Raw genomic sequence first — 25,521 nt, 5'->3', positions numbered from 1 at the left:
CAGTGCAACGGCTCGGGTCGTCAGTGGATCTCCGTCACCAGCACATCCAGCGTCCACGCCTTCCCGGCCTTCGCGGGCGCCGCCACCTCCACCTCGTACCCGAGGTCCCGCAGCGCCACCACCAGCTCGGCCGGTCCCTCGGGAGCGGCCCCCGCCGTCAGCAGGCTCCGTACGATCCGCCCCTTCGTCGCCTTGTTGAAGTGGCTGACGACCTTGCGGGTCGGCGCGTGCAGCACCCGTACCGTCGCCGTCCGCCCGGCCACCTCGCCCTTCGGCTTCCACGCCGCCGCGTACGCCGACGACCGCAGGTCCAGCACCAGCCCGTCCCCCGCCGCCTCGGGCAGCACGTCCGCCATCGGCGCCCGCCAGTGCGCGCCGAGCGCCCCGAGGCCGGGGAGCTTCACGCCCATCGAGCAGCGGTAGGAGGGGATCTTGTCGGTGACCCGGACGGCACCCCACAGACCCGAGAACACCAGCAGGGCGCGTGCCGCGCGCTTCTTCGCCGCCGCGTCCAACGACGCCAGGTCGAGGGCGTCGTACAGCACCCCGGTGTAGATCTCCCCGGCCGGTCGCGCCCCGGCCGTCCGCAGCCCGGCGTTCTTGGCGACCTCGCCGCGCAGCCCCTCGCTCAGCCCGAGTACCTCCCGTGCCTTGTCCTCGTCGGCCGCGCACAGCTCGACGAGCTCGTCGAGGACGGCCGCACGGGCCTCGCCCAGCCCGGGCAGCGACAGCGACTCCGGCTTCAGCGGGGCGCCCCGACCGGACGAGGCCTTGCCTTCGGACGGCGGCAGCAGGACAAGCACACGTACTCCTTCAGTCGAACTCCGCCCCAGCGTACGGCGTGCCCCTGCGCGACCCTCGCCCTACGCTCGACACATGCCCCGCCGCCACATCCGCGTGACCGGCGCCCCCGAGGGCCCCCTCCGGGCCGCCCTCACCGCGCTGCGTACCGAACTCGGCGTCCCCGCGAGCTTCCCGCCCGAGGTGCTGGCGGAGGCCGAGCGGACCGCGAAGGCTCCCGTCCTCCCCTCCCACGACGCCACCGGCATCCCCTTCTTCACCCTCGACCCGCCCACCCGTCGCCCGCCACCACCCTTCCAAGGAGTCGCTTCGCGACCGCCTCTTGACTCCACCGACCTCGACCAGGCGCTGCACCTGTCCCGGCAGGGCACCGGCTACCGCGTCCGGTACGCCATCGCGGACGTCGCCGCCTTCGTCGTACCGTCGGGCGCGCTGGACGAGGAGGCCCACCGGCGGGTGACGACCCTGTACTTCCCCGACGAGCGGATCCCGCTGCACCCCGAGCCGCTGAGCGAGCGTGCGGCGAGTCTGCTCCCGGGGCAGGACAGGCCCGCCGTCCTGTGGAGCGTCGACCTCGACGCGGAGGGCCGTACGCTCGCCGTCGACGTGCGCCGTGCCCTGGTGCGCAGCCGGGCCAAGCTCGACTACGCGGGCGCGCAGCGGGAGATCGACCAGGGGAGGGCCGAGGAGCCGCTGGCGCTGCTGAAGGAGGTCGCGGAGCTGCGGGAGCGGCTGGAGGAGGAGCGGGGCGGGATCTCGCTCGGCGTCCCCGAGCAGGAGATCGTCGAGCGCGATCACGGCTACGAGCTCACCTACGAACTCGCCTACCGCGCGCCGCACCCCGTCGACCGCTGGAACGCCCAGATCTCCCTGCTGACCGGAATGGCCGCCGCCGACCTGATGCTGGCGCACGGCACCGGCATCCTGCGCACCCTCCCCGCCGCCCCCGACGGCGCCGTCGGCCGCCTGCGCCGTACCGCACACGCCCTGCACATCGACTGGCCGCACCACGTCTCGTACGCCGAAGTCGTCCGCTCCCTCGACCCGCACCGCCCGCACCACGCCGCCTTCCTGCTGGAATGCACGACCCTGCTGCGCGGCGCCGGCTACACGGTCTTCCGGGACGGCGACCTCCCCGCCCTCACCACCCACTCCGCGGTGGCCGCCCCCTACACCCACTGCACCGCCCCGCTGCGCCGCCTCGCCGACCGCTACGCCTCGGAGATCTGCCTGGCCGCCGTCGCCGGTCGGCCGGTGCCCGACTGGGTCCGCGCCGCCCTCGACACACTGCCCGCCCGGATGGCCGAGGGCACGCGGCGCGCGGGCACGGTCGAGCGGGAGTGCGTGGACATCGTGGAGGCGGCGCTGCTGAAGGACCGGGTGGGGGAGGTGTTCGACAGCTGGGTCGTGGACGTGACGGAACGTCAATCGACCTCCGGCACTGTGCAGTTGGAGACACCGGCGGTCACCGGCCGGATCGAGGGAACGGACGGCCTGCCCCTCGGGGAACGGCTCCGGGTCCGTCTCACCCAGGCGGATCCGCGGGTGCGGAAGGTGCGGTTCGAGCCTGCCTGAGGGCCTGGACCGCCCTGACGAGCCCGTCGGCGTCGTCGGCGTGGAGACGCACGAGGCGGACCTCCCGCCGACGGCCGAGGAAGGTGACGTGGGCGACCGGCTCGGTGAGTTCGAGCGTCACGGAGGTCTGCGCGCCGATGACGACATCGAGCTCGCCCTCGGCCCGCCGATGGATGGTGCGCGGCTCCCGGCGTACGCGGGCGATCCTCTCCAGCGGTATGCGCAGATCGACGTGCGCGGCACGCCGGACGCGCAGCGAGCCGCCGTCCAGCACATGCGGGCGTACGACGGAGGCGGCGTGCATCGCGACGACGAGCACGACGGTGTACACGTCCAGCACCAACACCACCCGGTGCACGGCCGGGTGGTCCCGCAGCAGCACGGACATGGTGATCGACTCGATCACGCACACGAAGGCGAACCCGAACATCACCGGCCCCTGCCCGCGCGCGTACCCGAAGGCGGACCCGTCGCCGATCCCGTGCCGGCGCCGGGTCACCCACAGCCCGAGGCCGGCGAGCAGCCGCAGCTCGTGCCGGACGAGGACGAGGAGAGCGCTCATTCCTGCTCCTCCGCGAGGATCCGCAGCGTACGGCGGATGGCCTCCGCCTGCGCCGGGGCGAAGTCGGCGAAGAAGGCGCGCAGGAAGCTGTCGCCGGGGTCGATGTCCAGCGGCTCAGGGAACAGGTCGCGGGGCAGGCAGTCGGCGAGGGCGCGGGCCGCCTCGTCCACGCGCGGATCGTCGGAGCCGGCGTCCGCGAGCTGGTCGAGCAGGGCATAGGCGGCCAGGGCCCGCTCCTTGCCGCCCGGCCGGGTGAGCGCACTCCCCAGCGCACCCATCAGCCGTTCCCGTCCCTCGGGATCCGCCGTGGTCTCGATCAACGCGAGCATCTCGCGGTCCTTGGCGGCCATGGGGGAGTCGGAGAGCTGCGCCATGTCCCGGAACAGGGCGGCCAGCCGCGGCGACACGGGCCCCTCGTCCGGCAGCCCGCCCTCCGTCTCCAGCAACGCCCGCAGCCGCGCGCGCCGCTCCCCGATCGCCGCCTCCTGCCGGGCGAGATCCTCGTCGAGCTCGGTGAGCACCTCGACGAGATCCTTCCCGGCATCCTCGGCGAGCACGTCCCGCACCTCCGCGAGCCCCAGCCCCAACTCCGTCAGCCGCCGGATCCGCGCCAGCATGACGGCATGCCGCAGGGTGTACTCCCGGTACCCGTTCGGCCGCCGCTCGGGCTCGGGCAGCAGCCCCTGATGGTGGTAGTGCCGCACGGTCCGCGTGGTGACGCCGACGGCGGCGGCGAGTTCTCCGATCCGCATGGGATCAGTACAGACGTTGACGTCGCGGCAGGGTCAAGCGAACGGCTCGCCGCCTGACGGCGGCTTTGTTGGTGTGCCACGATCGAAGGAACGGTTTCCGATCTCTCGGACAGGTGATCTTCCGATGTCCCAGTCTGACGGGCGACAGAAGGAGGGGCGTGACATGACTGCCATGGCCCATGAGCCGCTCACGCAGGAAGAGGTCCTGCTGGAGGGCTTTCTCGCCCTGGACACCCCGGAGGGCTTCCGGGCGGAGCTGATCGAGGGGGAGATCGTCGTGACACCGCCGCCGGACGGGGATCACGAGGACTGCATCAGCTTGATCGTGACCCAGGTGATCAGACGGTCACGGACCGACATGCAGTTTTCTGGGAACAAGGGGCTGAAGCTGCAGAGCGGGGGTGGCTGCCCGAAGGACCACGTGATCCCGGACGGCACGTTCGCCCCCAGAGAACTGCGGCTCTACCGAGGCGCCGACTCCTGGATGCCCTGCGAGGGCGTTGCCATGGTCGTCGAGGTCACGTCTTCCAAACCCAGGGCCGATCGCGAGGCCAAGCGTCGCTGCTACGCCCGCGGAGGCATCCCCTTGTACCTCCTCGTGGACCGCGACACCTCTCAGGTCACGCTGTTCAGCGACCCTGAGAGCGACGACTACCGTCAGCACCTCACCCTCCCCTTCGGCAAACGCCTCGCCCTCCCGGAGCCCTTCGCCTTCGACCTGGACACGTCGGACTTCCTCTGACCTCCGGTACCATGGTCGACACGGCAGACGAGCCGGGCGGACGGCCGCGTGGAGCCCCTCAGGGGGCTTCCCGAGGAACGTCCGGGCTCCACAGGGCAGGGTGGTGGCTAACGGCCACCCGGGGTGACCCGCGGGACAGTGCCACAGAAAGCAGACCGCCGGGGACCGTATCCGTACGGGCCTCGGTAAGGGTGAAACGGTGGTGTAAGAGACCACCAGTGCCCAGGGTGACCTGGGCAGCTAGGTAAACCCCACCCGGAGCAAGGTCAAGAGGAGCGCCGTGAAAAGCGCTCTGCGCGGACGTTCGAGGGCTGCCCGCCCGAGTCCGCGGGTAGACCGCAGGAGGCCGGCGGCAACGCCGGTCCTAGATGGATGGCCGTCGCCTGGGGCTCCGCGAGGAGCCCTGGGAACAGAACCCGGCGTACAGCCCGACTCGTCTGCCGCTAGGCGCCTCTGACCGGCTAACTTGCAGGTCAGGGGACCTTTTTGTCGAATCAGGGGGCTTGATCAAACCCCGTTCCGTACCGGTGCAAACGGGGTTGCGCGGCTACGTACGCAGCCATGAACGTAGCCACGGGGCACGGGACCCCAGAACGGCGACGGCAGGGCCTGACCTGCGGCAGACAGTGTTTGTCCTGGGCTATCCGGCGGTCCCGCCGCGATGCTTGAGCAGGGTATGGAGTCCCGCTCAGCCAGTACCTCTTTGACAACCCTGCTCACGGGGGCGCTTCCCGCCGACTGCCAGCAAGCCGGGCCGCACCACTCCTCGTCCTTGACGCCCAGCTTCAGCAGCGTGGGCTTCCACGCGTCGTCGTTGAAGTGGTTCCGGCAGACGAGGGTACGCGCCCACACATCCGGCGGTTGCGTCGCCATCAGCCCTCCGGCCGGAGCGTCGCGGCCGGCCGCCGGACGGTCCTGACGTTGCAACAGCCGAGGTCGACGGTCAGCCCGTCGACCTGTTCGGCGAACGTGGCCCGCCGCACGCGCGGTCGCGGCAGCGGAACCGCCGGACCTGTAACTCGATCACCACGGATGCCCGTCGACTGCAGTGTCGGCGAGGCGCGTGTACGTACCTACCCTGCTCCCGGCCTGACGTCGTCCCGCAGGCCGAACACCCGGCCCGCTCTGCCGATGCGCGGGCACGCACGACAACCAACTTGCCGTCGACCACCGCGTTTTCGATCACTACGCCTTCGACCTGGCGGAACCACAGTCATGGAGGAGCACATCACCCACGGCCGTTCCTGATCGCGGTTGTGGTGACCCTCCGTGCCTCCAGCACTGAAAGTGATCCGGAACGACCTTCAGCCGTCGCCGACAGAGCGTCTCGGGCCGTCGTCCGGCCGTCGTAGGCGTGGCTCTGCGTGGCGGTGTTTCCGCTGGCCGGGTCGGGCGAGGCGAGGATGTCGTGGCTGGCGAAGTGTCAGAGCGACAGCCCGGAATTTGACAGAGCGTCTATGGTCGTCGCTCTCCCCCTCCGGCAAGCTTCGCTTCCAAGCAACAGCCCCGGAAGTGCACGGGCGTTGCTACTGCCAACACTTTGAAAGTCCGTCGGCGGGAGTGATGCCGCCCATCTCAGAGTGTTGCGTCCAAGCCGGACTTCAAGTCGGCACGCCTTGTCACATGATCGAAGGTAGGGCAAATTGAGCGTCTCTAAAGTTCTCAGGCGAGTCGGTCTCGCCGCGACCACGGCGGCCGTCTGCGTCGCGGGTACCGTCGTCTCCGCCGCCCCGGCGCAAGCGGCTGACTGGAAGAACGTGATGCTGACCAGTGTGCCTGCCGGGACCGGCAGTGTGGAGCTGTTCTGGTACGACAGCTCCGGATACCCGCACTACATCAGCTGCTGGGCGGTGCAGTCCGGACGGGACACCTCCACCGGGTATTACCTGCTCAGGGACCAGAGAGTGCTGGTTCGATCGTTCGGAGACTCGAGCTGCGACACGAGCGTGCGGGCCTGGGCGAACCGGACGATGACCGGCAACTACTCCAACTGGTGGGTTGATGTTCCGTAACCCGACAGTGCACCAGTAGCTCGCGGATCCGATCTGTGCGCGTCGCCTGCCGTTCGAGCAGCGGCAGGCGACGCGCGGACTGCGAGCCGAACTCTTGGCGCACTGGGATGTACGACCGTTCGCGCCCGTAACGCCAGAGCATGGGCGTTCGCCCGCCGGGTCCAGCGTTCCAGCACAGCACGCTGGTCATCGGGCCAGCAGCGGTGGTTTCCGCTTCCGACCACGACCCGGCACCCGCACCCTGGCAGAAGGACTCATTCAGGATCTGAGTGGACGTCAAGTCCGCTTCTGGTAGCGGCCTCGTCCGGGTTGAGTGAGGAAGCCTTGGCGGGTGAGGCGTCCGAGGCGGCTTCGGGTGATGTCGACGGATGCCTCGTCGGTGGGCATGCCGAGGAGTTCGTGCAGCTCACGGGCTCGGAACTCTTGATCGGGACGCTGGTTGAAGGTGTTCACGATGGCCTGGTAGGCGGTGTTCGTCTCGGGCGGTGCGGGTTGGCCTGAAGCCGGTGCGAGTTCGGCGATGACCTTCCGGGTGGTGACCAGGTTCGCGAGTCGCGCTTCGGTCTCGGTCAGGGCGGCGGTCAAGTGCTGGATCTGGTCACGCGGTTCGTCGGCACGGGCTGCGGCCTTGTCGTGCTGGGCCTGAAGGTCGGCCAGGAGCTCGATGACGTTCACGCGGCCAGTCCGAGGGTGTCGCGCCAGGCTGGACTCGGTGAAGTAGTGGAACACCGCCGACCAGGCCGGCAGGTCATGGGGCAGGTAGCGCCACTGACAGCCCGTCCGGTTCTGGTAGAAGATCGCGTTCACGACCTCCCGCAGATCGCAGGCCCCGGGAACACCGGTCGCCGACCGCGCCACCCTCGCCTGCTTCCAGGCCGTGATCATCGGCTCAATCAACACCCAATGCTCATCCGACAAGTCACTCGGATACGGTCCTCGACCCATGGCCGCATCCCGGCATGCACATGGCGAACGGTCGCCCCGTACGGCGATCAGCACCACGATCGAGCGATCACGAACCAGGGAAGATCGGACTTGACGTCCACTGGGGCGACTGTGCTGGTCGCGGCCATCAACGAGTGGCTTGACCGCGCAGTCGGAACACTCTCGGTGATCAGGACCTCGGGAGCGGTTCTTGTGTCCGCAGGCTCTGGGTGCTCAACCGGTCGATCTCGGCGAGCACGTGGTCCACATGCGGACGGACCTGTGCCTGCAACGTCTCGCTCCAGCTTTCTTCGGAGTAATGGCAGTTGAGATAGAGCTGCCTGGCGTGCTCGAGAGCGGGGCGGTGTTCGGGAGGGAGCTGGGCGAGGGCCCAGTCGGCGGCAGCGTCCTTCGGCCTGATCTGGCCGGTGGTGAGCGTGGTCCAGATGCGTGCGAAAGTCAGCAGGACGTTGCGGGTGTCGCCGTCCAGGTTGTCGAGCAGGTCGGGGATGCCCGCGACGCTTGCCCGGACCAGGTCGGAGTGCGGGACGGGGCCGAGGATCTGTGTCGGCCGCGGGCCGGCGAGGGGGTAGTCGCCGGCCCGCGCCATCGTGATCAGCAGGGCCAGATCGGGCATCGGCTCCGGCCGGGGGACCTTCCCTGCCTCGTACTCGGCGCGCAGCCACTCGCCGTACAGGAAGTCGCAGGTCGGAGGGTATCGCCATGGCTGGACCTCGGACTGGACGACCACGGTGAGCTCGACCGGGCGGGCCTTGTTCCGGGAGCCGGAGATCCCGAGCAGGCCACCGAGAAGCGCCCGTCGTTCCCGCTCGTCCATCGACCTCCGGGAGATGAGCAGTACGTCCAGGTCGCTGGCTGGTCTGAGGCCTCCGAGCACGGAAGATCCGTGAAGGTAGGCGCCGATGAGATCCCCGCTCAGCACACCACCGGCCAATCCCGCGATCTCCTGAAGCTGATTCACCGCGCCAGTGTCTCCCGTCGTCCGGTCCGACTGCACGGCATTATGGGGCGGCTCACGGTCCGCCATCACGCGAGTGTGTTGGTTGCAACCGCCAACGAGTTACTGTGACCGGCACTTTCGCAAGAGGCCCTAGGCTTGTTCTTTATCTACCAAGATCTTGCGGGCTTGCCGATGGCCTTGAGGGTCTCGGGGCGTTTGACGGTTTTCCCGACGTCGTAGCGGGGTGCCCGGTGCTTATACGAAGGAGTAGGTCCAGACCCGGATGACCTGATCACTGCCGTCCGACGCGGCCTACGCCGGCTCCAGTACCGCCACGACGTCCTGGACGGCTGCCTCACTGGCACCGGCCTCCGACGCCAGCCACCATGACGACATCACGCATTCAGCTGAGGTGTTGTCGGATCAGCGGGCCGGAACCCGATACGGTCCGCTCTGGCGATGAGGCGGCGAGAGCCGGTCGGTCGACCGGCTCTCGTGCGGAACGAAGCGACCGGTCAGAAGTTCAGACAGGTGTAACTCCTGCCGTAGGTGCCCCCGGCGAAGCTCCTGGGGATGCTGAACGTGTCGGTGGCCGAGCAGCCGTTCATGATGCGGTCGACGTAGGTGACGTATTCGCTTCCGGTCTTCCACCACCAGCCGTGCACAGTGACGCAGCTGTTCGTGTTGACGAAGATTTCACCAGTGGAGACAAACTGCCAGTGCTGATTCAGTCCACGGATCTTGAAGACGCCTCGCTCGCCGGCATGGGTGCAGATCCGCATTTGGGCCTCGATGCCCGCAGCTGAGGCAGAGGGCGCCATGGCCACTGTCGTTCCCGCGAGGGCGAGCATCGTCGCGCCGATGCCAAGAGGGATTCTGATTTTCGCCTTCATCGATACTCCCTTGAGAAGAGTCTCCGGGCCGGAACCGGGTTGCTCGGGTCGGTCGATGTGCCAGTCGCTCTCCTCCACTGGAGGGGAGCGAACTCACTGTGGCCCGGAGCCGGTGAGCGCCCGTACAGCAGACGCACAAGGAAGAGACAGCACTGATGCAACATTCGTACTTCCCAGCCTCGATTTTTCGTGAGGTTCGTCAGCTTGCCGGCGTGGCCTCTCTTGTATGGGGCGGCGGGGCCCCAGAGCCGGGCGATGCCGGTAAGCGTGAGCAGGGGCATCCTGGCGAGTTGGCCGAGGGCGAACTGGACGATCTCCAGCCAAGCCTGGTTCTGCGCCGCGCCGTGCAGGGGAAGGTTGCGCAGGCCGGCGGCGCGGGTCGTGCGTATGCGGATTCTCGGCGCGGGCCCGCTGGCGGTGCCGCAGTTCCAGCGGGCGAGACGCGTGCACAGCCGTACCAACGCAGCCCGGATGAAAGCCTGTTGGGGATCACGGCGGGTCACGGTCCCACTTCGGGTGCGTCGGTATTTCTGTGACCGCAGTAGTAGGGCTCCGTTAGGTCTGTCTGGCGGTGCTGAGAAGGAGACCTCCGGTACGTCTTCCAGGCCAGCCTCGACGGCCGCGACGCTGACAACGGCGTGTGGACCGGCGACGCGCAGATCTACGCCGGGTCGGACGGTACGCAGCTCGACCGCATCCGGGTCACCAGCGGTTCGAACGGCGCCGCGGTGCTGAACGTGGAGCACCTGTACGGCGAGGCTGAGGGGGCCACGGCGGCGGAGATCATCACTGTCACCGGCTCCTACCCGATCCCCACGGGCATTCGACGAGCAGAGGGTCACCGTGCACGTTTGCGCAGGTGATAGCGCTGCGGTGATCTTCCCCGGCGTACAGCCCGACTCGTCTGCCCCGCCCATCACCCTCACGGGCCCTCCCCGCATGCCGAAACCCCGGGCTTCCTCTACTCAGGAGTCAAGAGGAGTGGACCCGGACCCCGGTGCGCCCGGACCCAGGTGCTCCCCGACCCCGGTGCCGTGTGGAGGGCAAGACGTGGACGACGACCGCAGACTCCCGCTCGTCTACGTCCGCGGCTTCGCCGGTGGTACCCGGGGGATCGACAAGGCCGTGGACGACCCCTTCTACGGCTTCAACGAGGGCTCCACCCACGTCCGCGTCGGCGCGCACAACCAGCCGCTCTTTCACCAGTTCGAGAGCCCGCTGCTGCGCCTGCTGCGGGAGGAGGGCTATGAACTCCTCGTGAAGGGGAACCAGGAGGCCTCTCTCGCGGCGCACGCGGAGATTCCCGCCCACACCGTCTGGATCCACCGTTTCTACGACCGCTCGGCCACCACCTGGGGCGCCAGCCCCCAGGAGTACCGGCTGGAGCATGCCGCGGCCGACCTGCTCGACCTCATCGACCGGCTGCGGGAGAAGACCGGCGCGCCCGCCGTGATCCTGGTCGCCCACTCGATGGGCGGGCTCATCTGCCGTTGCCTGCTGCAGAAGGTCCTGCCCGACCGGGGGCGGGACGCCGACTGCGTCGCGAAGCTGTTCACCTACGGCACCCCGCACGGCGGCATCGCCTTCGAACTGGGGGGCGGGCTGCTGGAACGGGTCCGGGACACCTTCGGCTTGCAGGGCGCCGACATCTTCGGGCCCCGGCGGATGTACGAGTACCTCACCCCGCAGGCCGATCTGGACCCCGGGGGCCCGCCCGGCGGCTGGGACGCCCGCGTGATGCCGCAGGGCCCCGGGAGGCTGCCCCTCGAACGGGTCTTCTGCCTCGTCGGCACCGATCCGACGGACTACGACGTCGCCTTCGGGCTGTCCGCGGCCGCCGTCGGGCCGCGCAGCGACGGGCTCGTGCAGATCGAGCGGGCGTATGTGCCGGGCGCCCACCGGGCCTTCGTGCACCGCAGCCACAGCGGGCGTTACGGAATGGTCAACTCCGAGGAGGGCTACCAGAACCTGCGGCGGTTCCTGTTCGGGGACACCCGGATCGAGGCGTCGCTGGTGGACTACCGGCTGCCCGGCGGCGACGGCCTCGTCTGGCAGGCCGAGGTCCGGCTGTCGGTGCGCGGGCTGCCCGTGGTGATGCACGAACGGCTCGCGGCCCACTGGTGCCCGATCCAGCTCGACCCGCCCGTGGACGGGGGTGAGGCGTCGGTGTCGCTGGCGACCACGTTCCTCAACAGCGGTCTGCGGGCCGCCACGGACGAGCCCATGCGGTTCATCCTCGAACTGCGGCTCATCTCCCTGCGCGAGCGGCGCGGCATCCTCAGCCTCGGCGACCACCTGGAGCAGTCCGCCGACTTCTCCGACACCCTCGTCATCGACGTGGGCACACCGGAGGCCGGCCCCGGCATCTGGGCCGCCTGGAACTCGGACATCGAAGGCGCCATCCGTGACCACCACGTCGCCGGAGAACCCCGCGTCGACGAGGACCCCACCCCCAACCGCTGGGTCGCCCACCTGCACCTGCCCACCACCGCCGCACCGCTCGTCGGCCGCGCCGCGAGGATCCGGCTCGTGGCCACGCCCTGGACCTGACCCCGGAGAGGGCCCGGAGGGCATCGTCGTCGCCGAGTCCGACGCGGGCCGGGTCGTGGCCGTCGACGAGAACGACGCCCTCACCGTGCTCGCCGAGGGGCGCTGTCACGTCAGCGACGAGCGGCTCGGCGCGGTGCTGCGGACCGGGCGGACGGGCCGCCCGCGGTCGTCGTGGACGGGCTCGACGCGCCGCAGGGTCTCGCGGTCTTGGGCGACGAGCTGTTCACGGTGGAGAGCGGGCCGCGCCGGCTGCGCGCGGTGTCCCTGACGACGGGAGAGTCGCGTCGACGCCGAGGACCTGCCGGTCGGGCCCCCCGGGGGTCGTACCGCGCACCGAACCCGCTCTCCGGACGGTTCGCCGCTGCTGTCGGCGAGCGGAGAGGGCACGGTGCTGACGCTGCCGACGCCGGCCAGGGCGCCGGGCCCGACGCGTGCGCCTTGGCCAGGGTCACTCCCCGAACAGCGCTTCCTGCTCGTCGAACAGTCCCGCCTGCTCCTCCTTCTCCGCCCGGTCCAGCCGCTTGTTGCGCGCCCCCACCACCAGCGCCGTCACCGCGGCCGCCGCCGCGAGTGCCGTGGGCACCATCCAGCCGCGGTCCAGGACATGGCCGAGCGCGTGGTCCAGGGAGAGCCGGCCCGGCCCCGCGATCGCGAGGCCCGTCGCGGCGAGGCCGAGGGTGGCCGCGTACTCGTAGCCGCCCTCCTGGTTGAAGAAGCCGTTGGGGGCGTGCACCGCGGACGCCCCCGCCATCGCGCCGGCCGCCGCCGCACCCGCGGCGGGCGTCCCGAGGCCCAGCGCCAGCAGCGTGCCGCCACCGGTCTCCGCGAGGCCCGACGCCGTCGCGCTCGCCTTGCCCGGCTTGTAGCCGACCGACTCCATGAACTGGCCGGTCCCCTCGATGCCGTGCCCGCCGAACCAGCCGAACAGCTTCTGCGTGCCGTGCGCGGCCAGCACCCCGCCGGCTCCCAGCCGGAGCAGCAGCAGGCCCAGATCACGTCGGTCGAATGCGCTCATGGTGACTCCAATGAACAGCGGTTGAGCAGTCGGCAGGAACGGGCGGCAGGCACAGCACTCCTCCCGCGTATCCACCGTCCCACCGACGACACCCGGTCGGCCTGCCCTCGCCGCCGTTCGGGTGGCGGGGTGCGGGGGCCGGTGTGAGGCTGACCGGTATGACGATTCAGACGTCCCGACTCAGCGACCCGGCCGTCCGCGCCTTCGTCGCCGCGGTCAACGCCCACGACCGCGAGGGCTTCATGAAGGTCCTCGCGCCCGGCGCGACCATGGCGGACGACGGCACCGACCGCGACCTCACCGACTGGATCGACCGGGAGATCTTCACCTCCAACGGTCACCTGGAGGTCGACAACGAGTCGAACCACGGCCGCGACCTCATCGCCTCCTACCGCAACGACACCTGGGGCGAGATGCGCACCCGGTGGCACTTCGAGGTCGAGGACGACGGCAGGATCTCCCGCTTCGAGACCGGTCAGGCGTAGCCGGTCGGGGACAACCGCAGGGGCTTGCCTTCGCGTGCGCTCCAACTCCTAGTGTCCTGGCCATGGATACGAAGAGGACTTTGGGACGGACCGGCATCGAGGTCAGCGCGCTGGGCTTCGGCTGCTGGGCGATCGGAGGCGAGTGGCAGTCCGCCGACGGGCAGCCGCTCGGCTGGGGCAAGGTCGACGACGAGGAGTCCGTACGGGCGATCCGGCGCGCTCTCGACCTGGGCGTCACCTTCTTCGACACCGCCGACACCTACGGCGCCGGCCACAGCGAACGCGTCCTCGGCCGCGCCCTCGGCAAGCGCCGCGCCGATGTCGTCGTCGCCACCAAGTGGGGCAACGTCTTCGACGAGGAGACCCGCACCCTCACCGGCGCCGACGACTCCCCGCGGTACGCCCGGCGCGCGCTGACCGCCTCGCTCAGGCGCCTGGACACCGATTACGTCGACCTCTACCAGCTGCACCTGTCCGACGCCGACCCCGAGCGCGCCGCCGAACTGCGCGATGTCTGCGAAAAGTTCGTGAGCGAGGGGCTGATCCGCGCCTACGCGTGGAGCACCGACGACCCGTCCCGCGCCGCCGTGTTCGCGCGAGGGGAGCACTGTGCGGCCGTACAGCACCGGGCCAATGTGCTCCAGGACGCGCCGGAGATGTTCGCGCTGTGCGAGGAACTGGGGCTGGCCGGCATCAACCGCAGCCCGCTCGCGATGGGCCTGCTGAGTGGGAAGCGCGAGACCGGACAGGCCCTGGAGGCGGGGGACATCCGCAGCAGGCCGCCGCGGTGGCTGGAGGGCTTCGAGGGCGGATCCGGCGCGGATCCGGAGTGGGTCGCGCGCGTCGAGGCGTTGAAGGACGTCCTCACCAGCGACGGCCGGACGCTCGCCCAGGGCTCCCTCGCCTGGCTGTGGGCGCGCAGCCCGCACGCCGTGCCGATCCCGGGGTTCCGTTCCGTCGCCCAGGCGGAGGAGAACGCGGGCGCGTCGGCGAAGGGGCCGCTCACCGCCGGGCAGATGTCCGAGGTGGAGCGGATCCTCGGCCGCTGAGCAGCGCCGTACGGGCTGTGCGGCAGCCGTTCCACGCGCCGGTGCGTACCTCGCGGTCCCACACGAGGTCCACCCCCACCCGGTCCATGGAACGGCTGCCGCCTCCCCCCTCGGAGTGGCTTGCGGAAGCTTTGTGCCCCACTTGTGAAGCTCTGGTGTGCGAGTACTTGAGCATAAGTCGCTCACCGGCGTCGATGGACCGGAATATCAAACTCCGCTTGTGGAGGTTGTGGAGGGCGCCGGCGTGCGGTGAGAGGGCGCGGAGACCTCAGCCGCGTCCCACGTACGGCATCGCCGTCGCCAGCACGGTCGCGAACTGCACGTTCGCCTCCAGCGGGAGCTCCGCCATGTGCCGCACGGTCCGCGCCACGTCGGCCACGTCCATCACGGGCTCGGGCACCACCGAGCCGTCGGCCTGGAGGGCGCCCGTCTGCATCCGGGCGGTCATGTCGGTCGCCGCGTTGCCGATGTCGATCTGCCCGACGGCGATGTCGTAGCGCCGCCCGTCCAGCGACAGCGACTTGGTCAGGCCGGTCAGCGCGTGCTTGGTCGCCGTGTAGGCCACCGAGTGCGGGCGGGGCGTGTGCGCCGAGATCGAGCCGTTGTTGATGATCCGGCCGCCCTGCGGGTCCTGCTCCTTCATCTGCCGGTACGCCGCCTGCGCGCACAGGAACGCCCCGTTGAGGTTGGTGTCCACCACATGCCGCCAGGCGTCGTACGACAGCTCCTCGACCGGCACCCCGCCCGGCCCGAACGTCCCCGCGTTGTTGAACAGCAGGTCCACCCGCCCGAACCGCTCCACGGTGGCCGCGAACAGCGCGGCCACGTCCTCCTGCCGTGACACGTCCGTCCGTACGGCGAGCGCGGCGCCGCCGGGCACCAGCCCCGCCGTCTCCTCCAGTGTCCCGACCCGCCGCCCCGCCAGCGCCACCGACCAGCCCGCGCGCAGCAGCTCCACGGCGACCGCGCGGCCGATGCCGGAGCCCGCGCCGGTCACCACGGCGATCCTCGTGTCCGTTCGCCTGTCGTTCATGGTCCCGCAGCGTACGTGAGGGTCCGCCATTCGAAACTCATCCGTCCGCCATCCGGGTGTTGTGTACGCGCCAAGCGAGTGTCGTCCCCGGCCCCTCCAATGCCTCATGCATCCATCAGGCAGGGGAGGACCGGATGACCATCACACCACAGCTGCCCCAGCACGCCCCCGAACTGCGTGCCGCCGCACGGCACATCGCCCGCCGCCACTTCCTGACCCTCACCGGCGCCGCCGCCGCGCTCGCCTTCGCCGTGCACCTGCCGGCCGCGGGCACGGCGAGCGCCGCCGAACTCGACGCCCGCCGGATCGACGACAACCCCTTCACCCTCGGCGTCGCCTCCGGCGACCCGCTGCCCGGCTCCGTGGTCCTGTGGACCCGCCTCGCCCCCGCCCCGTACCAGCCGGACGGCGGACTGCCCGCCGAACGCGTCACCGTCCACTGGGAGCTGGCACACGACGAGCGGTTCACCCGGATCGCCAGACGCGGCACCGCCACCGCGCACCCCGAGTTCCACCACACCGTCCACGTCGAGGTCGACCAGCTCGACGCGGACCGCGTCTACTACTACCGCTTCCGCACCGGCACCTGGATCAGCGAGACGGGCCGCACCCGCACCGCGCCGCTCACCACGAGCGAGATCGGCTCCCTCACCCTCGCCGCCGTCTCCTGCCAGGCGTACACCGACGGCTACTACACGCCGTACCGGCATCTCGCCGCCGACGACGTCGACGTCGTCTTCCACCTCGGCGACTACCTGTACGAGTACGCGGTCAACTCCGTCGGCGGCTACCGCAACTACACCGACCGCACGCTGCCCGCGCACTTCAACCGCGAGACGACCACCCTGGAGGACTACCGCCTGCGCTACGCCCTCTACAAGAGCGACCCCGACCTCCGGGCCGCCCACGCCGCCCACCCCTTCGTCGTCACCTGGGACGACCACGAGACCGAGAACAACTACGCCGACGACACCCCCGAGAACAGCGTCCCGCCTCAGGAGTTCCTGCTGCGCCGCGCCTCCGCCTACCGCGCCTACTGGGAGAACCAGCCGCTGCGCGGCCCCCAGCGGCCCACCGGCCCCGACATGCGGCTCTACCGGCGCCTGCACTGGGGCCGGCTCGCCCAGTTCGACGTGCTCGACACCCGGCAGTACCGCTCCAACCAGGCGTACGGCGACGGCGCCCAGATCCCCGGTCCGGACATCGACGACCCGGCGCGCACGATGACCGGTGCGACACAGGAGCGGTGGCTGCTCGACGGATGGCGCGACTCGGCGGCGCTGTGGAACGTCGTACCGCAGCAGGTCACCTTCTCCCAGCGGAAGTTCGACCTCACCGCGCCCTCCCGGGTGTCGATGGACGCCTGGGACGGCTACCGCGCCTCCCGCCGCCGGGTCCTCGACGGGGCCAAGAACGCCGGGATCGCGAACCTGGTGGTGCTCACCGGTGACGTCCACGTCGGCTACGGCTTCGACATCAAGGACGACTTCGACGACCCGGAATCCGACACGCTCGGCACGGAGATCGTGGCCCCGTCGATCGCGAGCGGCCGGGACGGTGTCGACAAGCCCGCCAACTGGGACACGTACATGAAGGCCAACCCGCACCTGAAGTTCTACAACGGACGGCGCGGCTACGTGACCGTCGCGCTGGGGGAGGAGCAGGCACGGGCCGACTTCAAGACGGTGCCGTACGTGACCAGGCCCGGGGCACCGGTCACGACGGCCGCGTCCTTCGTGACGGAGGCGGGGGAGCCGGGACTCAAGCAGGTGTGAGCTCGGGCGCCTCGTCGGTGACATCGCCGTCGGGGGCCTCGCCCGGGTAGCGGACGCCGACGCGGTCCCGGATCGCGTCGAGCGTCCGCATCACGGCGAGCGTGCCGTCCAGCGGGACCAGCGGAGACTCCGTCTCGCCGGCGCGCAGGGCTCGCATCACCTCGGTGGCCTCGTGCCGCAGGCTGTTGCGGGGCCCGTCGGCCGGGTCGGCCGTGAACTCCTCGGGGTCACGGCCGTCGCGGTGCAGGACGAAGCGGTCCGGGAAGAAGAAGCCGTGCGGCACGTCGATACGGCCCTGGGAGCCGGTGACGGACGCCGAGGTCGCCGTACCGCCGACGATGGAGCAGTGCACCGAGGCGAGGGCGCCGCCGTCCCAGGAGAGCAGGGCGCCCGTCTGCAGGTCGACGCCCTCCGCGGACAGCGTCGCGCGCGCCGCCACGTCCGACGGCTCCCCGAGCAGCAACTGGGCGAAGGAGACCGGGTACACGCCGAGGTCCAGCAGCGCGCCCCCACCCTGTGCCGGGTCGCGCAGGCGGTGCGCGGGCGGGAAGGGACCGGCCAGCCCGAAGTCGGCCTGCACATGGCGCACCTCACCGATCGCCCCGTCGTCCACCAGGGCCTTCAGGCGCCGGACCAGCGGGTTGCAGTACATCCACATCGCTTCCATCAGGAAGCTGCCGCGCGCCCTGGCCAGCGCGACCAGTTCCCCGGCCTCGCGCGCGTTCAGCGTGAACGCCTTCTCGCACAGCACGTTGCGCCCCGCCTCCAGACAGAGCCCGGCGGCCGCGCGGTGCGCCGAGTGCGGGGTGGCGACGTAGACGACATCGATGTCGCCGTCCTCGGCGAGCGCCCGCCAGTCGCCGTACGCCCGCGGTATCCCGAACCGGTCCGCGAACGCGTCCGCCGCAGCCTGGGTCCGCGAGGCCACCGCCACCACCTCGGCGTCCGGTAGATCCACCAGGTCGGCCGTGAACGCCGCGGCGATCCCTCCGGTCGCCAGGATCCCCCACCGCACACTCTGCTCCGCCATCGCGGCCCGCCCCTCGCTCATGTGACCTTCGGCACCCAGTACGAGCTGAGAGCATAGAGGGCGGATCACTCGGAGAGGGAGGGGCGCATGGCCCACCGTGGGGGGCCGGCACCGCACGTGCCGCAGACAGCCGTACCGACCACATCGCACCCGCCCACCCGCTCACCGCGCGCCACCGGCCTGCTGGTCACCCTCGTCCTCGGCGGCCTGACCGCCACGCCCCCGCTGGCGATGGACATGTACCTCCCCGCCCTCCCGGAGGTCACCGGGTCCCTGCACGCCCCCGCCGCGACCGTCCAGCTCACCCTCACCGCCTGCCTGGCCGGCATGGCGCTCGGACAGCTGGTGGTCGGCCCGATGAGCGACCGGTGGGGCCGACGGCGCCCGCTGCTCGCGGGCCTCGTGGTCTACGTCCTCGCCACCGTGCTCTGCGCGCTGGCGCCCACCGTCGAGTCCCTGGTCGCCTTCCGGCTGGCGCAGGGCCTCGCGGGCGCGTCCGCGATCGTGATCGCGCGGGCGGTCGTCCGCGATCTGTACGACGGCGTGGCCATGGCCCGCTTCTTCTCGACCCTCATGCTGATCTCGGGGGCCGCCCCGATCGTGGCCCCGCTCATCGGCGGCCAGATCCTGCGGGTGACGGACTGGCGGGGCGTGTTCGTCGTGCTCACGGTCGTCGGCGTGCTGCTCGCCGGGCTCGTGTGGGGGAAGCTGCCCGAGACACTGCCCGCGGCCGACCGGCACCGGGGCGGGGTCGGCGAGGCCCTGCGCGCCATGCGCGCTCTGCTCGCCGACCGCGCCTTCACCGGGTACACGCTGGCCGGCGGGTTCGCCTTCGCGGCGCTGTTCGCGTACATAGCGGCCTCGCCCTTCGTGATCCAGGAGATCTACGGGGCCTCGCCGCAGACCTTCAGCCTGCTGTTCGGGCTCAACTCCATCGGGCTGGTGGTCGTCGGCCAGATCAACGGCAAGGTGCTGGTGGGCCGGGTCAGCCTGGACCGGGTGCTGGGCGTCGGCCTGGCGACGGTGATCCTGGCGGCGACGGCGCTGCTGCTGATGTCCCTGGGCGTCTTCGGCGAGGTGGGACTGGCACCGGTGGCCGCCGCGCTGTTCGTCCTGATGTCCGCGATGGGCGTCACCCTCCCCAACACCCAGGCTCTGGCGCTGCTGCGCACCAAGCACGCCGCCGGCTCCGCGTCCGCGCTCCTCGGTACGTCCTCCTTCCTCATCGGCGCCATCGCCTCGCCCCTCGTGGGCGTCGCGGGCGAGGACACCGCTGTCCCGATGGCCGTCGTCCAACTGGCCGCGGCACTGGTGGCGCTGGCCTGCTTCATGGGAATGTGCCGTCCCTGGAACGGACGTGCGAGTGCGGAGGGAGCAGAGAGCTGAGCGCGCCGAGACTGCGCGAGGACACGCCGGAACGGGCGGGACTCGACCCCGAGGAGATCCGTCACCTCGTCCGCGAGGTGCACGACCTCACCACCGGCCCCGCCCCCTGGGCGGCCGGCGTGGCGCTGGTCGTCGGGCGGGGCCCGTACATCGCCGCGGAGGAGGCGGCGGGCTGGGCGGTGCGGTACGCCGCCTACGACGAGCAGAAGGACGCCGGGGTGGAACTGCCGCCCGAGGCGCAGGTCCCGATGACCACGGACACCCCCGTCGACCTGGCCTCCCTCACCAAGCTGTTCACAGCGGTCGCCGCGGTGCAGCAGATCGAGCGCGGCACCCTCGGCATCGACGCGCGGGTCGGGGCGTACCTGCCGGACTTCCGCGCCGCCGCACGGCACGACATCACCGTACGGCAGCTGCTCACCCACACCTCCGGGCTGCGCCCCGAACTCCCGCTGTACGACTGCGCCGACGACGCCGAGCGCCTGGAGATGCTGCGCGCGCAAGCACCGGTCGGGGTGCCCGGCACGTACTGCTACTCCGACCTGAACCTCCTGCTCCTGCAACACGTGCTGGAACGCCTCACGGGCGGCACCCTCGACGTACTGATCCACGACGGCATCACCCGCCCCCTGGGCATGACGGCGACCCGCTTCGGCCCCTGCCCCGGCGCGGCGGCGACGGAGGACCAGCGCCGCCCGTGGGCCAAGGCGGACCGGGGGATGCTGCGGGGCGTCGTCCACGACGAGAACGCGTGGGCGCTGGGCGGGGTGGCGGGCCACGCGGGCCTGTTCTCCACGGCCCGCGACCTCGCGGTCTTCTGCCGCGCCCTCCTCTCCGGCGGCGCGTACGGCCCCGCCCGCATCCTCGGCCCGGACTTCGTGGAGCTGCTGCTGACCCCGCCGGGGCTGGGCTTCGCGGTCGACCAGCCGTGGTTCATGGGCGAGCTGGCGGGGCGGGGAGCGGTCGGGCACACCGGGTTCACGGGGACGTCGCTGGTGGTGGACCCGGTGACGGACACCTTTCTGGTGCTGCTGGCGAACACGGTGCACCCACGACGCCGGCCACCGGACAGCAGGCCGAGGGCGAGGGCGGCGACTCGTCTGGCGAGGGCGGTGTATCTCAGCCCGTCCGGGGGTGCCCCCTCTGGGGGCGTTTGAGGACGAGGCCCGTTCACGGCCGAGAGTCGGGGGTCTGGGGGCCGCAGGCCCTCAGGGGGCGGGGTCGAAGGGGCAGCGCCCCTGGGGGACGGGACGGGTAGGGGCGGCGGGGGCGAAATAGAATCGCCGGGTGAACGCCCCCGCATCCCCGGCGGACGCCCTCCGCGGCAGCCTCGCCACCCTCCTCGACGGCCTCCCGCCCCGCCAGGCCGCGCAGGCCGTCGACCGGCTGATCGCCACCTACCGCGGGGCCACCCCCACCGACACCCCGATCCTCCGCGACCGCGCCGACGTCGCCGCCTACGCCGCGTACCGGATGCCCGCGACCTTCGAGGCGGTACGGGCGGCGCTGAAGGCATTCGCGGCGGCCGTACCGCGGTGGTCGCCCGCCAGCCACATCGACGTCGGCGGCGGGACCGGCGCCGCGACCTGGGCCGTCACCGCGACATGGCCCGGCGAGCGCGGCGTCACCGTGCTGGACTGGGCCGAGCCCGCCCTGGCGATCGGCCGCGACATCGCCGCCGCCAACCCGGCCCTGCGCAACGCCCGTTGGCGGCGAGCCCGGATCGGCTCGGCGCTCACCCTGGACCCCGCCGACCTCGTCACCGTCTCCTACGTCCTCAACGAGCTCACCGCCCCGGACCGCGCCGCCCTCCTCGACACCGTCACGGACGCCGCCCGGGCCGTCGTGATCGTCGAACCCGGCACCCCCGACGGCTACACCCGCGTCATCGAGGCCCGGGACCACCTCGTCGCCGCCGGTTTCCAGGTCGCCGCCCCCTGCCCGCACAGCGCCGCCTGCCCCATCGCCCCCGGCACGGACTGGTGCCACTTCGCGGCCCGGGTCAGCCGTTCCTCCCTGCACCGCCAGATCAAGGGCGGCTCCCTCGCCTACGAGGACGAGAAGTTCAGCTACGTCGCCGCCACCCGCCTCCCGGTCAGCCCGGCCCCCGCCCGCGTCGTCCGCAAGCCCCAGATCCGCAAGGGCCAGGTACTGCTCGACCTGTGCGAGACAGAACCTTCCCTGCGCCGCACGACGGTCACCAAACGCCACGGCGCCCTCTACAGAACGGCCCGAGACGCGGACTGGGGCGACGCCTGGCCCCCGGCCGAGGACCAGGAACCCTAGGGGCGGGGCGGCCGGCCTTCGGGGCCGTCGCCCTGCCGTTTCTCCTGGAGCTTGCGCAGCAGCTCCTTCTTCTGCGCCTGCGGGTCGGTGCCGCCGCCGATCCGGCCGTTGCGGCCACCGCCGCGCAGCTCCTTGCGGCCGAGGTGCCGGCGGGTGCCGCCGACTCCGAGCATGTTTCCGGCTCCGCTGCGGGCCATGGTGGGCTCCTTTCACGAGACGAGGATCGAAGTAACGAGACGTATCGTCTCGCCGAATCACCCTCTCAGGATCCGGCGAGACGCTGCGTCTTGTCAACCTGATAAATTCGACGCATGGCAGCCCAGAAATCCGTGCGGACATCCGCCCAGCCCGAACCGAACGCCACCCGCCGCAGCGAGAGGTCCCGCCGCGCCATCTACGACGCCGCCCTCGACCTCGTCGCCGAGGTCGGCTACCCCAGGACCACGATCGAGGGCATCGCCGCCCGCGCCGGCGTCGGCAAGCAGACGATCTACCGGTGGTGGCCCTCGAAGGGTGAGGTGCTGATGGAGGCGTTCCTCGACCTCGGGGAGCAGGCCGCGCAGGAAGCCGGGCAGGAGCCGTACGTCATCCCGGACACCGGAGACCTCGCGGCCGATCTGAAGGCCGTCCTGCGTGTCACCGTCGACCAGCTGAAGGACCCCCGCTTCGCCGCCCCGTCCCGCGCCCTCGCCGCCGAGGGCCTGGTCAACGAGCAACTCGGCCGGGAGTACGTGGCCAAGCTCCTCGAACCCTCGCTCCAGCTCTACGTCGACCGGCTGCGCGCCGCGCAGGAGGCCGGACAGGTGCGCCCCGACATCGACCCGCGCATCGCGCTCGAACTCTTCGTCTCGCCCCTCGCCCAGCGCTGGCTCCAGTACACGGGCCCGATCTCGTACGAGTACACCGACACCCTCGTCGACTACGCCCTGCACGGCCTCGCACCCCGCACACGGTAGGGGCGTAAATCGCCAAAGCGGCCGATCACCCCTGATTCAGGTGCTGTGTACGCCTCGCCCCACCTGGCCGGGTTGTCCACTACGACCCCCCGGAGCGCACGATGATGGGACCATAGGGCATGCTGTTCCGCACGACAGCGAGGCGAGGGGATAGATGAGCGCGGAGTTGGGCGGCCGGACCGGACTGCAGGGCAAACTCTCCCAGTGGCTGCGCGGACGCCGCCCCAAGGAGGCCGCCGGCGACGGTGGCCGCGAAGCCCTGCTGCTGGCGGCCGCCGAGGCGGGACTGCCCCTCGCGCCCGCCGCGCACCCGGCCGGCTACCGGTGTTCCTGCGATCGCGTGGGCTGCCCCACGCCCGCCCGGCACCCGGTGTCCTTCGCCTGGCAGACGCAGTCCACCACCGACCGCGCCCAGATCGAGCGCTGGGCCCGCCATCAGCCGCAGGCCAACTTCATCACCGCCACCGGCATGGTCCACGACGTCCTCGACGTGCCGATCGAGGCCGGCCGCGAGGCGCTGGAGCGGCTGCTCGGCGCCGGCATCGACGTGGGACCGGTCGCCGAGAGCGACGACGGCCGCCTGCTCTTCTTCACCCTCACCCGCGGCACCCCCGAGGACGAGGACGAGTGGTGGCCCTGCGAGCTGGACTGCCACCCCGAGACCATGGACGAGCACCCGGGACTGCGCTGGCACTGCCGCGGGTCCTACGTCCTCGTACCGCCCGCGCACCTGCCCGGTGAGGACCAGACCGTGCACTGGGTGCGCGGACCGGAGCACCCGCTGCCCGACCCGCTGAGCTTGCTGGAGGTCCTCACCGACGCCTGCTCACGCCATGTCGGCGAGGAGCCCGACCACGTCTCCACGGCCTGGCCCCTGCGCCGCCACTGAGCCGCCGCACCGGGCGGCGCTACTCGCCCTTCGCCGATGTGAGCCCCTGGGTCCGGCCGATGACCTCCACCTTTCCGGAGCCCTTCGGGTCCAGGGCCACCTCGCTGGAGACGAACTCCAGCGTCAGCGACTGCTTGATCTCGCCCTCCGTCAGGGCCTCCACGGCCTTGCCCGGCGAGGGGACGGACGTGCCCGCATACGCCGTCCGCTTTTCGTAGTAGCGCGTGGTGAAGAACACCAGCGCGCCGCCGTCCGTGGTGCGCAGGGCCAGCGGCGCGTAGTCGCCGTCCGTCAGCGGCTCGTCGATGAACTGGCTGACCAGACCCGGCCGTTTGGCGTCCTTCTCCCGGTCGGCACGCCACTTGCTGGTGTGGCGACCGGGCGCGAAGACGTCCCCGCCGTCCTTGAGGTAGGTCGCGTAGGCCTTGCTCAGGTCCCCGGGCGGCAGGGCCAGTTCGGTCGAGTTCGCGGGAACGGCCTCGGCCCAGCCGTCCTTGTCCGTCTTGAACTTCGGTACGTCGCCGGGGGCCACCAGCGTCAGATACGCCGCCTGCCACGGCTCGTCCAGGCCGTTGCGGGTGAACACGAAGATCCAGCGCGCGCTGCCGAACTTGTTGCCGGCCGCGTCGGCCACGAACCAGCGCGGCCAGCCCGCCTTCTTCGGGATCGTGAACTTGGCGTCCGACAGCTTCAGCGGGGAGTGCGCCGCGTTGCCCGCCGGGCTGATCGCCTTGCCGGCCTTCAGCCGCGCCGCGTCGATGTCGCCCAGGGCGCCGGTGACGTGGTCGGCGTCCAGGGAGCTGTCGTATGCCTTGTCCGCCTCGTTGTACGCGGTAGTGAACTGTTCGAGCGCCTTGGCGGCCTCCGCCCTGGTGGCCGAGGGGAGGATCTCCCTCTCCCCGTGGACCACCACGCATCCGCTCGCCGTCAACGACAAAGCGGTCACGGAGGCCGCTATCAGTGCGCTCCGGTCAAGCCTGCGGAGCCTTCGAGGGCCGCGATCCCTGCTCATCAGGTACCTTCACCTTCCCCTTCCCGGAGGCGAACCCTACCGGGGCGAGGAACAGCGCGAGCGTCGGGATCAGGTACAGCAGCCACACCGTGACCTGGAGGACGGTCGGGTCGGGCTGGAAGTTGAAGACGCCCTTCAGCAAAGTGCCGTACCAACTCGACGGATCGACGGTGTCGCTGATGTCGAAGGCACGGTCGCTCAGGCCCGGCAGCCAGCGCGCCTCCTGCAGGTCGTGGAAGCCGTACGCCAGCACGCCCGCCGCCACGACGACCAGCATGCCGCCGGTCCAGGTGAAGAACCTGGCCAGGTTGATGCGCAGGGCGCCGCGGTAGAACAGCCAGCCCAGGACGATCGCCGTGGCGATGCCGAGGGCGACGCCGATCAGCGGGCGCGGGCTGCCGTCACCGGCCGCGCGCACCGACGCCCACACGAACAGGGCTGTCTCCAGGCCCTCCCGGCCCACCGCCAGGAACGCGGTCGCGACCAGCGCGCCCGTGCCCATCTGGAGGGCCGCGTCCAGCTTGCCGTGCAGCTCCGCCTTCAGGTGCCGGGCGGTGCGCCGCATCCAGAACACCATCAGGGTCACCAGGCCCACCGCGAGGACCGACAGGGAGCCGCCGAGCGCCTCCTGCGCCTCGAACGTCAGCTCCTGCGAACCGAATTCGAGTGCGCAGCCGAAGCCGAGCGCGAGGGCGACGGCGACGCCGATGCCGATCCAGATGGGCTGGAGCGCGTCCCGGCGGCCCGTCTTGACCAGGTAGGCGATGAGGATGCAGACGACGAGGCTCGCCTCCAGCCCCTCGCGCAGGCCGATCAGGTAGTTGGAGAACATC

General features: G+C 71.0%; 24 protein-coding genes, 1 other RNA gene and 4 pseudogenes. 16 read left to right on the top strand and 13 right to left on the bottom strand.

Translation table 11 applies throughout. The features are described 5' to 3' along the window. Positions 1 to 20: 20 nt before the first annotated feature. A complete protein-coding gene (yaaA, locus tag ABZ078_RS05770) occupies positions 21 to 803 on the bottom strand; it encodes a peroxide stress protein YaaA (RefSeq protein ID WP_356571982.1) in 783 nt (260 codons plus the stop codon). Between the two features lie 73 nt (positions 804 to 876). Here yaaA and ABZ078_RS05765 point away from each other — a divergent pair, with 73 nt between their 5' ends. Continuing rightward, entirely contained in the window at positions 877 to 2,376 is a 1,500-nt protein-coding gene (locus ABZ078_RS05765; protein WP_356571980.1) for an RNB domain-containing ribonuclease, read from the top strand. On the opposite strand, the gene ABZ078_RS05760 is transcribed toward ABZ078_RS05765, so the two are convergent. Both ABZ078_RS05760 and ABZ078_RS05755 read right to left on the bottom strand, forming a co-directional pair. After that, positions 2,327 to 2,938 carry a hypothetical protein gene (locus ABZ078_RS05760; protein ID WP_356571978.1) on the bottom strand — a complete coding sequence of 204 codons (612 nt, stop codon included), beginning with the start codon at positions 2,936 to 2,938 and terminating at the stop codon, positions 2,327 to 2,329. The genes ABZ078_RS05765 and ABZ078_RS05760 overlap by 50 nt on opposite strands. Then, positions 2,935 to 3,690, bottom strand: coding sequence for a MerR family transcriptional regulator (locus ABZ078_RS05755; protein WP_356571976.1), 756 nt, complete (start codon positions 3,688 to 3,690; stop codon positions 2,935 to 2,937). Before ABZ078_RS05755 ends, ABZ078_RS05760 begins: the two co-directional genes overlap by 4 nt. Positions 3,691 to 3,853: 163 nt before the next feature. Between ABZ078_RS05755 and ABZ078_RS05750 the strand changes: the two genes are divergently transcribed. The 3 genes from ABZ078_RS05750 to ABZ078_RS05740 all read left to right on the top strand — a co-directional run bounded on the left by ABZ078_RS05750 (position 3,854) and on the right by ABZ078_RS05740 (position 6,444). Next, entirely contained in the window at positions 3,854 to 4,432 is a 579-nt protein-coding gene (locus ABZ078_RS05750) for a Uma2 family endonuclease (RefSeq protein ID WP_356571974.1), read from the top strand. 28 nt (positions 4,433 to 4,460) lie between these two features. Then, positions 4,461 to 4,872: RNase P RNA component class A (rnpB, locus tag ABZ078_RS05745), an RNA gene on the top strand. Between the two features lie 1,203 nt (positions 4,873 to 6,075). Continuing rightward, positions 6,076 to 6,444 (top strand): hypothetical protein, encoded by a 369-nt coding sequence (locus tag ABZ078_RS05740; RefSeq protein WP_356571972.1) that lies wholly within the window; start codon positions 6,076 to 6,078, stop codon positions 6,442 to 6,444. A gap of 714 nt (positions 6,445 to 7,158) precedes the next feature. Here ABZ078_RS05740 and ABZ078_RS05735 read toward each other — a convergent pair. Together ABZ078_RS05735 and ABZ078_RS05730 are read right to left on the bottom strand one after the other, a co-directional pair. Beyond that, positions 7,159 to 7,389: pseudogene (locus tag ABZ078_RS05735) on the bottom strand (transposase); the annotation flags it as partial. 169 nt (positions 7,390 to 7,558) lie between these two features. Further along, positions 7,559 to 8,350 carry an aminoglycoside adenylyltransferase family protein gene (locus ABZ078_RS05730; protein ID WP_356571970.1) on the bottom strand — a complete coding sequence of 264 codons (792 nt, stop codon included), beginning with the start codon at positions 8,348 to 8,350 and terminating at the stop codon, positions 7,559 to 7,561. Between the two features lie 255 nt (positions 8,351 to 8,605). On the opposite strand from ABZ078_RS05730, the pseudogene ABZ078_RS05725 reads away from it, so the two are divergent. Beyond that, positions 8,606 to 8,719, top strand: a pseudogene (locus ABZ078_RS05725) (DDE endonuclease); the annotation flags it as partial. Between the two features lie 125 nt (positions 8,720 to 8,844). Here the strand turns inward: ABZ078_RS05725 and ABZ078_RS05720 are convergent. Beyond that, complete coding sequence (locus ABZ078_RS05720) at positions 8,845 to 9,300, bottom strand: hypothetical protein (RefSeq protein WP_356572106.1); 456 nt, start codon at positions 9,298 to 9,300, stop codon at positions 8,845 to 8,847. Between the two features lie 158 nt (positions 9,301 to 9,458). Then, positions 9,459 to 9,654 (bottom strand): annotated as a pseudogene (locus ABZ078_RS05715) (IS1380 family transposase); the annotation flags it as partial. 206 nt (positions 9,655 to 9,860) lie between these two features. On the opposite strand from ABZ078_RS05715, the gene ABZ078_RS05710 reads away from it, so the two are divergent. The 3 genes and pseudogenes from ABZ078_RS05710 to ABZ078_RS05700 all read left to right on the top strand — a co-directional run. Beyond that, positions 9,861 to 10,085 carry a hypothetical protein gene (locus ABZ078_RS05710; protein WP_356571968.1) on the top strand — a complete coding sequence of 75 codons (225 nt, stop codon included), beginning with the start codon at positions 9,861 to 9,863 and terminating at the stop codon, positions 10,083 to 10,085. A 187-nt stretch (positions 10,086 to 10,272) separates the two neighbouring features. Beyond that, the gene (locus tag ABZ078_RS05705) at positions 10,273 to 11,772 is read left to right on the top strand and encodes an alpha/beta fold hydrolase (protein WP_356571966.1); all 1,500 of its coding nucleotides are present in this window, start codon (positions 10,273 to 10,275) and stop codon (positions 11,770 to 11,772) included. A gap of 22 nt (positions 11,773 to 11,794) precedes the next feature. Continuing rightward, positions 11,795 to 12,187 (top strand): annotated as a pseudogene (locus ABZ078_RS05700) (hypothetical protein); the annotation flags it as partial. 33 nt (positions 12,188 to 12,220) lie between these two features. On the opposite strand, the gene ABZ078_RS05695 reads toward ABZ078_RS05700, so the two are convergent. Continuing rightward, positions 12,221 to 12,787, bottom strand: coding sequence for a DoxX family protein (locus tag ABZ078_RS05695; RefSeq protein ID WP_356571964.1), 567 nt, complete (start codon positions 12,785 to 12,787; stop codon positions 12,221 to 12,223). A gap of 158 nt (positions 12,788 to 12,945) precedes the next feature. On the opposite strand from ABZ078_RS05695, the gene ABZ078_RS05690 reads away from it, so the two are divergent. Both ABZ078_RS05690 and ABZ078_RS05685 read left to right on the top strand, forming a co-directional pair. Then, on the top strand, positions 12,946 to 13,272 hold the full coding sequence (locus tag ABZ078_RS05690; protein WP_356571962.1) for a nuclear transport factor 2 family protein: 327 nt from the start codon (positions 12,946 to 12,948) through the stop codon (positions 13,270 to 13,272). A 62-nt stretch (positions 13,273 to 13,334) separates the two neighbouring features. Further along, positions 13,335 to 14,321 carry an aldo/keto reductase gene (locus ABZ078_RS05685; protein WP_356571960.1) on the top strand — a complete coding sequence of 329 codons (987 nt, stop codon included), beginning with the start codon at positions 13,335 to 13,337 and terminating at the stop codon, positions 14,319 to 14,321. A 268-nt stretch (positions 14,322 to 14,589) separates the two neighbouring features. Here ABZ078_RS05685 and ABZ078_RS05680 read toward each other — a convergent pair whose 3' ends face one another. Next, the gene (locus ABZ078_RS05680; protein ID WP_356571959.1) at positions 14,590 to 15,354 is read right to left on the bottom strand and encodes an SDR family oxidoreductase; all 765 of its coding nucleotides are present in this window, start codon (positions 15,352 to 15,354) and stop codon (positions 14,590 to 14,592) included. Positions 15,355 to 15,488: 134 nt separating this feature from the next. On the opposite strand from ABZ078_RS05680, the gene ABZ078_RS05675 reads away from it, so the two are divergent. Continuing rightward, complete coding sequence (locus tag ABZ078_RS05675) at positions 15,489 to 17,129, top strand: alkaline phosphatase D family protein (RefSeq protein ID WP_356571957.1); 1,641 nt, start codon at positions 15,489 to 15,491, stop codon at positions 17,127 to 17,129. Here the strand turns inward: ABZ078_RS05675 and ABZ078_RS05670 are convergent. After that, entirely contained in the window at positions 17,116 to 18,159 is a 1,044-nt protein-coding gene (locus ABZ078_RS05670; RefSeq protein WP_356572098.1) for a Gfo/Idh/MocA family oxidoreductase, read from the bottom strand. The two genes, ABZ078_RS05675 and ABZ078_RS05670, sit on opposite strands and share 14 nt — an antisense overlap. Before the next feature lie 87 nt (positions 18,160 to 18,246). Here ABZ078_RS05670 and ABZ078_RS05665 point away from each other — a divergent pair, with 87 nt between their 5' ends. From ABZ078_RS05665 to ABZ078_RS05655, 3 genes are all read left to right on the top strand, one after another. Beyond that, positions 18,247 to 19,545: a multidrug effflux MFS transporter gene (locus tag ABZ078_RS05665; protein ID WP_356571955.1), complete on the top strand. Its 1,299-nt coding sequence runs from the start codon at positions 18,247 to 18,249 to the stop codon at positions 19,543 to 19,545. Continuing rightward, positions 19,497 to 20,702, top strand: a complete 1,206-nt coding sequence (locus tag ABZ078_RS05660; protein WP_356571953.1) for a serine hydrolase domain-containing protein — start codon at positions 19,497 to 19,499, stop codon at positions 20,700 to 20,702. The genes ABZ078_RS05665 and ABZ078_RS05660 overlap by 49 nt, the downstream gene beginning before the upstream one ends. A 130-nt stretch (positions 20,703 to 20,832) precedes the next feature. Then, positions 20,833 to 21,831, top strand: coding sequence for a small ribosomal subunit Rsm22 family protein (locus ABZ078_RS05655; RefSeq protein ID WP_356571951.1), 999 nt, complete (start codon positions 20,833 to 20,835; stop codon positions 21,829 to 21,831). Here ABZ078_RS05655 and ABZ078_RS05650 read toward each other — a convergent pair. Further along, on the bottom strand, positions 21,828 to 22,028 hold the full coding sequence (locus ABZ078_RS05650) for a DUF6243 family protein (protein WP_356571949.1): 201 nt from the start codon (positions 22,026 to 22,028) through the stop codon (positions 21,828 to 21,830). The two genes, ABZ078_RS05655 and ABZ078_RS05650, sit on opposite strands and share 4 nt — an antisense overlap. A 114-nt stretch (positions 22,029 to 22,142) precedes the next feature. Here ABZ078_RS05650 and ABZ078_RS05645 point away from each other — a divergent pair, with 114 nt between their 5' ends. Then, the gene (locus ABZ078_RS05645) at positions 22,143 to 22,787 is read left to right on the top strand and encodes a TetR/AcrR family transcriptional regulator (protein WP_356571947.1); all 645 of its coding nucleotides are present in this window, start codon (positions 22,143 to 22,145) and stop codon (positions 22,785 to 22,787) included. Positions 22,788 to 22,941: 154 nt separating this feature from the next. After that, positions 22,942 to 23,676: a bifunctional DNA primase/polymerase gene (locus ABZ078_RS05640; RefSeq protein WP_356571945.1), complete on the top strand. Its 735-nt coding sequence runs from the start codon at positions 22,942 to 22,944 to the stop codon at positions 23,674 to 23,676. A gap of 19 nt (positions 23,677 to 23,695) precedes the next feature. Here ABZ078_RS05640 and ABZ078_RS05635 read toward each other — a convergent pair whose 3' ends face one another. Both ABZ078_RS05635 and efeU read right to left on the bottom strand, forming a co-directional pair. Continuing rightward, on the bottom strand, positions 23,696 to 24,688 hold the full coding sequence (locus ABZ078_RS05635; RefSeq protein ID WP_356571943.1) for a hypothetical protein: 993 nt from the start codon (positions 24,686 to 24,688) through the stop codon (positions 23,696 to 23,698). Further along, positions 24,648 to 25,520, bottom strand: a complete 873-nt coding sequence (gene efeU, locus ABZ078_RS05630) for an iron uptake transporter permease EfeU (RefSeq protein WP_356571941.1) — start codon at positions 25,518 to 25,520, stop codon at positions 24,648 to 24,650. Before efeU ends, ABZ078_RS05635 begins: the two co-directional genes overlap by 41 nt. Position 25,521: the final 1 nt, after the last annotated feature.

It is taken from the genome of Streptomyces sp. NPDC006385, from assembly GCF_040612485.1.
GTDB lineage: Bacteria > Actinomycetota > Actinomycetes > Streptomycetales > Streptomycetaceae > Streptomyces.
The sequence above is the reverse complement of the archived record's forward strand: the minus strand, read 5'-3'. Positions and strand labels throughout refer to the sequence as shown.

Bases quoted from the DNA above. Each gene is read 5' to 3' on its own strand.
- ABZ078_RS05765 (WP_356571980.1), top strand. From the start codon at position 877: ATGCCCCGCCGCCACATCCGCGTGACCGGCGCCCCCGAGGGCCCCCTC.
- ABZ078_RS05760 (WP_356571978.1), bottom strand. From the start codon at position 2,938: ATGAGCGCTCTCCTCGTCCTCGTCCGGCACGAGCTGCGGCTGCTCGCC.
- ABZ078_RS05755 (WP_356571976.1), bottom strand. From the start codon at position 3,690: ATGCGGATCGGAGAACTCGCCGCCGCCGTCGGCGTCACCACGCGGACC.
- ABZ078_RS05750 (WP_356571974.1), top strand. From the start codon at position 3,854: ATGACTGCCATGGCCCATGAGCCGCTCACGCAGGAAGAGGTCCTGCTG.
- ABZ078_RS05695 (WP_356571964.1), bottom strand. From the start codon at position 12,787: ATGAGCGCATTCGACCGACGTGATCTGGGCCTGCTGCTGCTCCGGCTG.
- ABZ078_RS05690 (WP_356571962.1), top strand. From the start codon at position 12,946: ATGACGATTCAGACGTCCCGACTCAGCGACCCGGCCGTCCGCGCCTTC.
- ABZ078_RS05685 (WP_356571960.1), top strand. From the start codon at position 13,335: ATGGATACGAAGAGGACTTTGGGACGGACCGGCATCGAGGTCAGCGCG.
- ABZ078_RS05680 (WP_356571959.1), bottom strand. From the start codon at position 15,354: ATGAACGACAGGCGAACGGACACGAGGATCGCCGTGGTGACCGGCGCG.
- ABZ078_RS05675 (WP_356571957.1), top strand. From the start codon at position 15,489: ATGACCATCACACCACAGCTGCCCCAGCACGCCCCCGAACTGCGTGCC.
- ABZ078_RS05670 (WP_356572098.1), bottom strand. From the start codon at position 18,159: ATGGCGGAGCAGAGTGTGCGGTGGGGGATCCTGGCGACCGGAGGGATC.
- ABZ078_RS05665 (WP_356571955.1), top strand. From the start codon at position 18,247: ATGGCCCACCGTGGGGGGCCGGCACCGCACGTGCCGCAGACAGCCGTA.
- ABZ078_RS05650 (WP_356571949.1), bottom strand. From the start codon at position 22,028: ATGGCCCGCAGCGGAGCCGGAAACATGCTCGGAGTCGGCGGCACCCGC.
- ABZ078_RS05645 (WP_356571947.1), top strand. From the start codon at position 22,143: ATGGCAGCCCAGAAATCCGTGCGGACATCCGCCCAGCCCGAACCGAAC.
- ABZ078_RS05640 (WP_356571945.1), top strand. From the start codon at position 22,942: ATGAGCGCGGAGTTGGGCGGCCGGACCGGACTGCAGGGCAAACTCTCC.
- ABZ078_RS05635 (WP_356571943.1), bottom strand. From the start codon at position 24,688: ATGAGCAGGGATCGCGGCCCTCGAAGGCTCCGCAGGCTTGACCGGAGC.
- efeU (WP_356571941.1), bottom strand. From the start codon at position 25,520: ATGTTCTCCAACTACCTGATCGGCCTGCGCGAGGGGCTGGAGGCGAGC.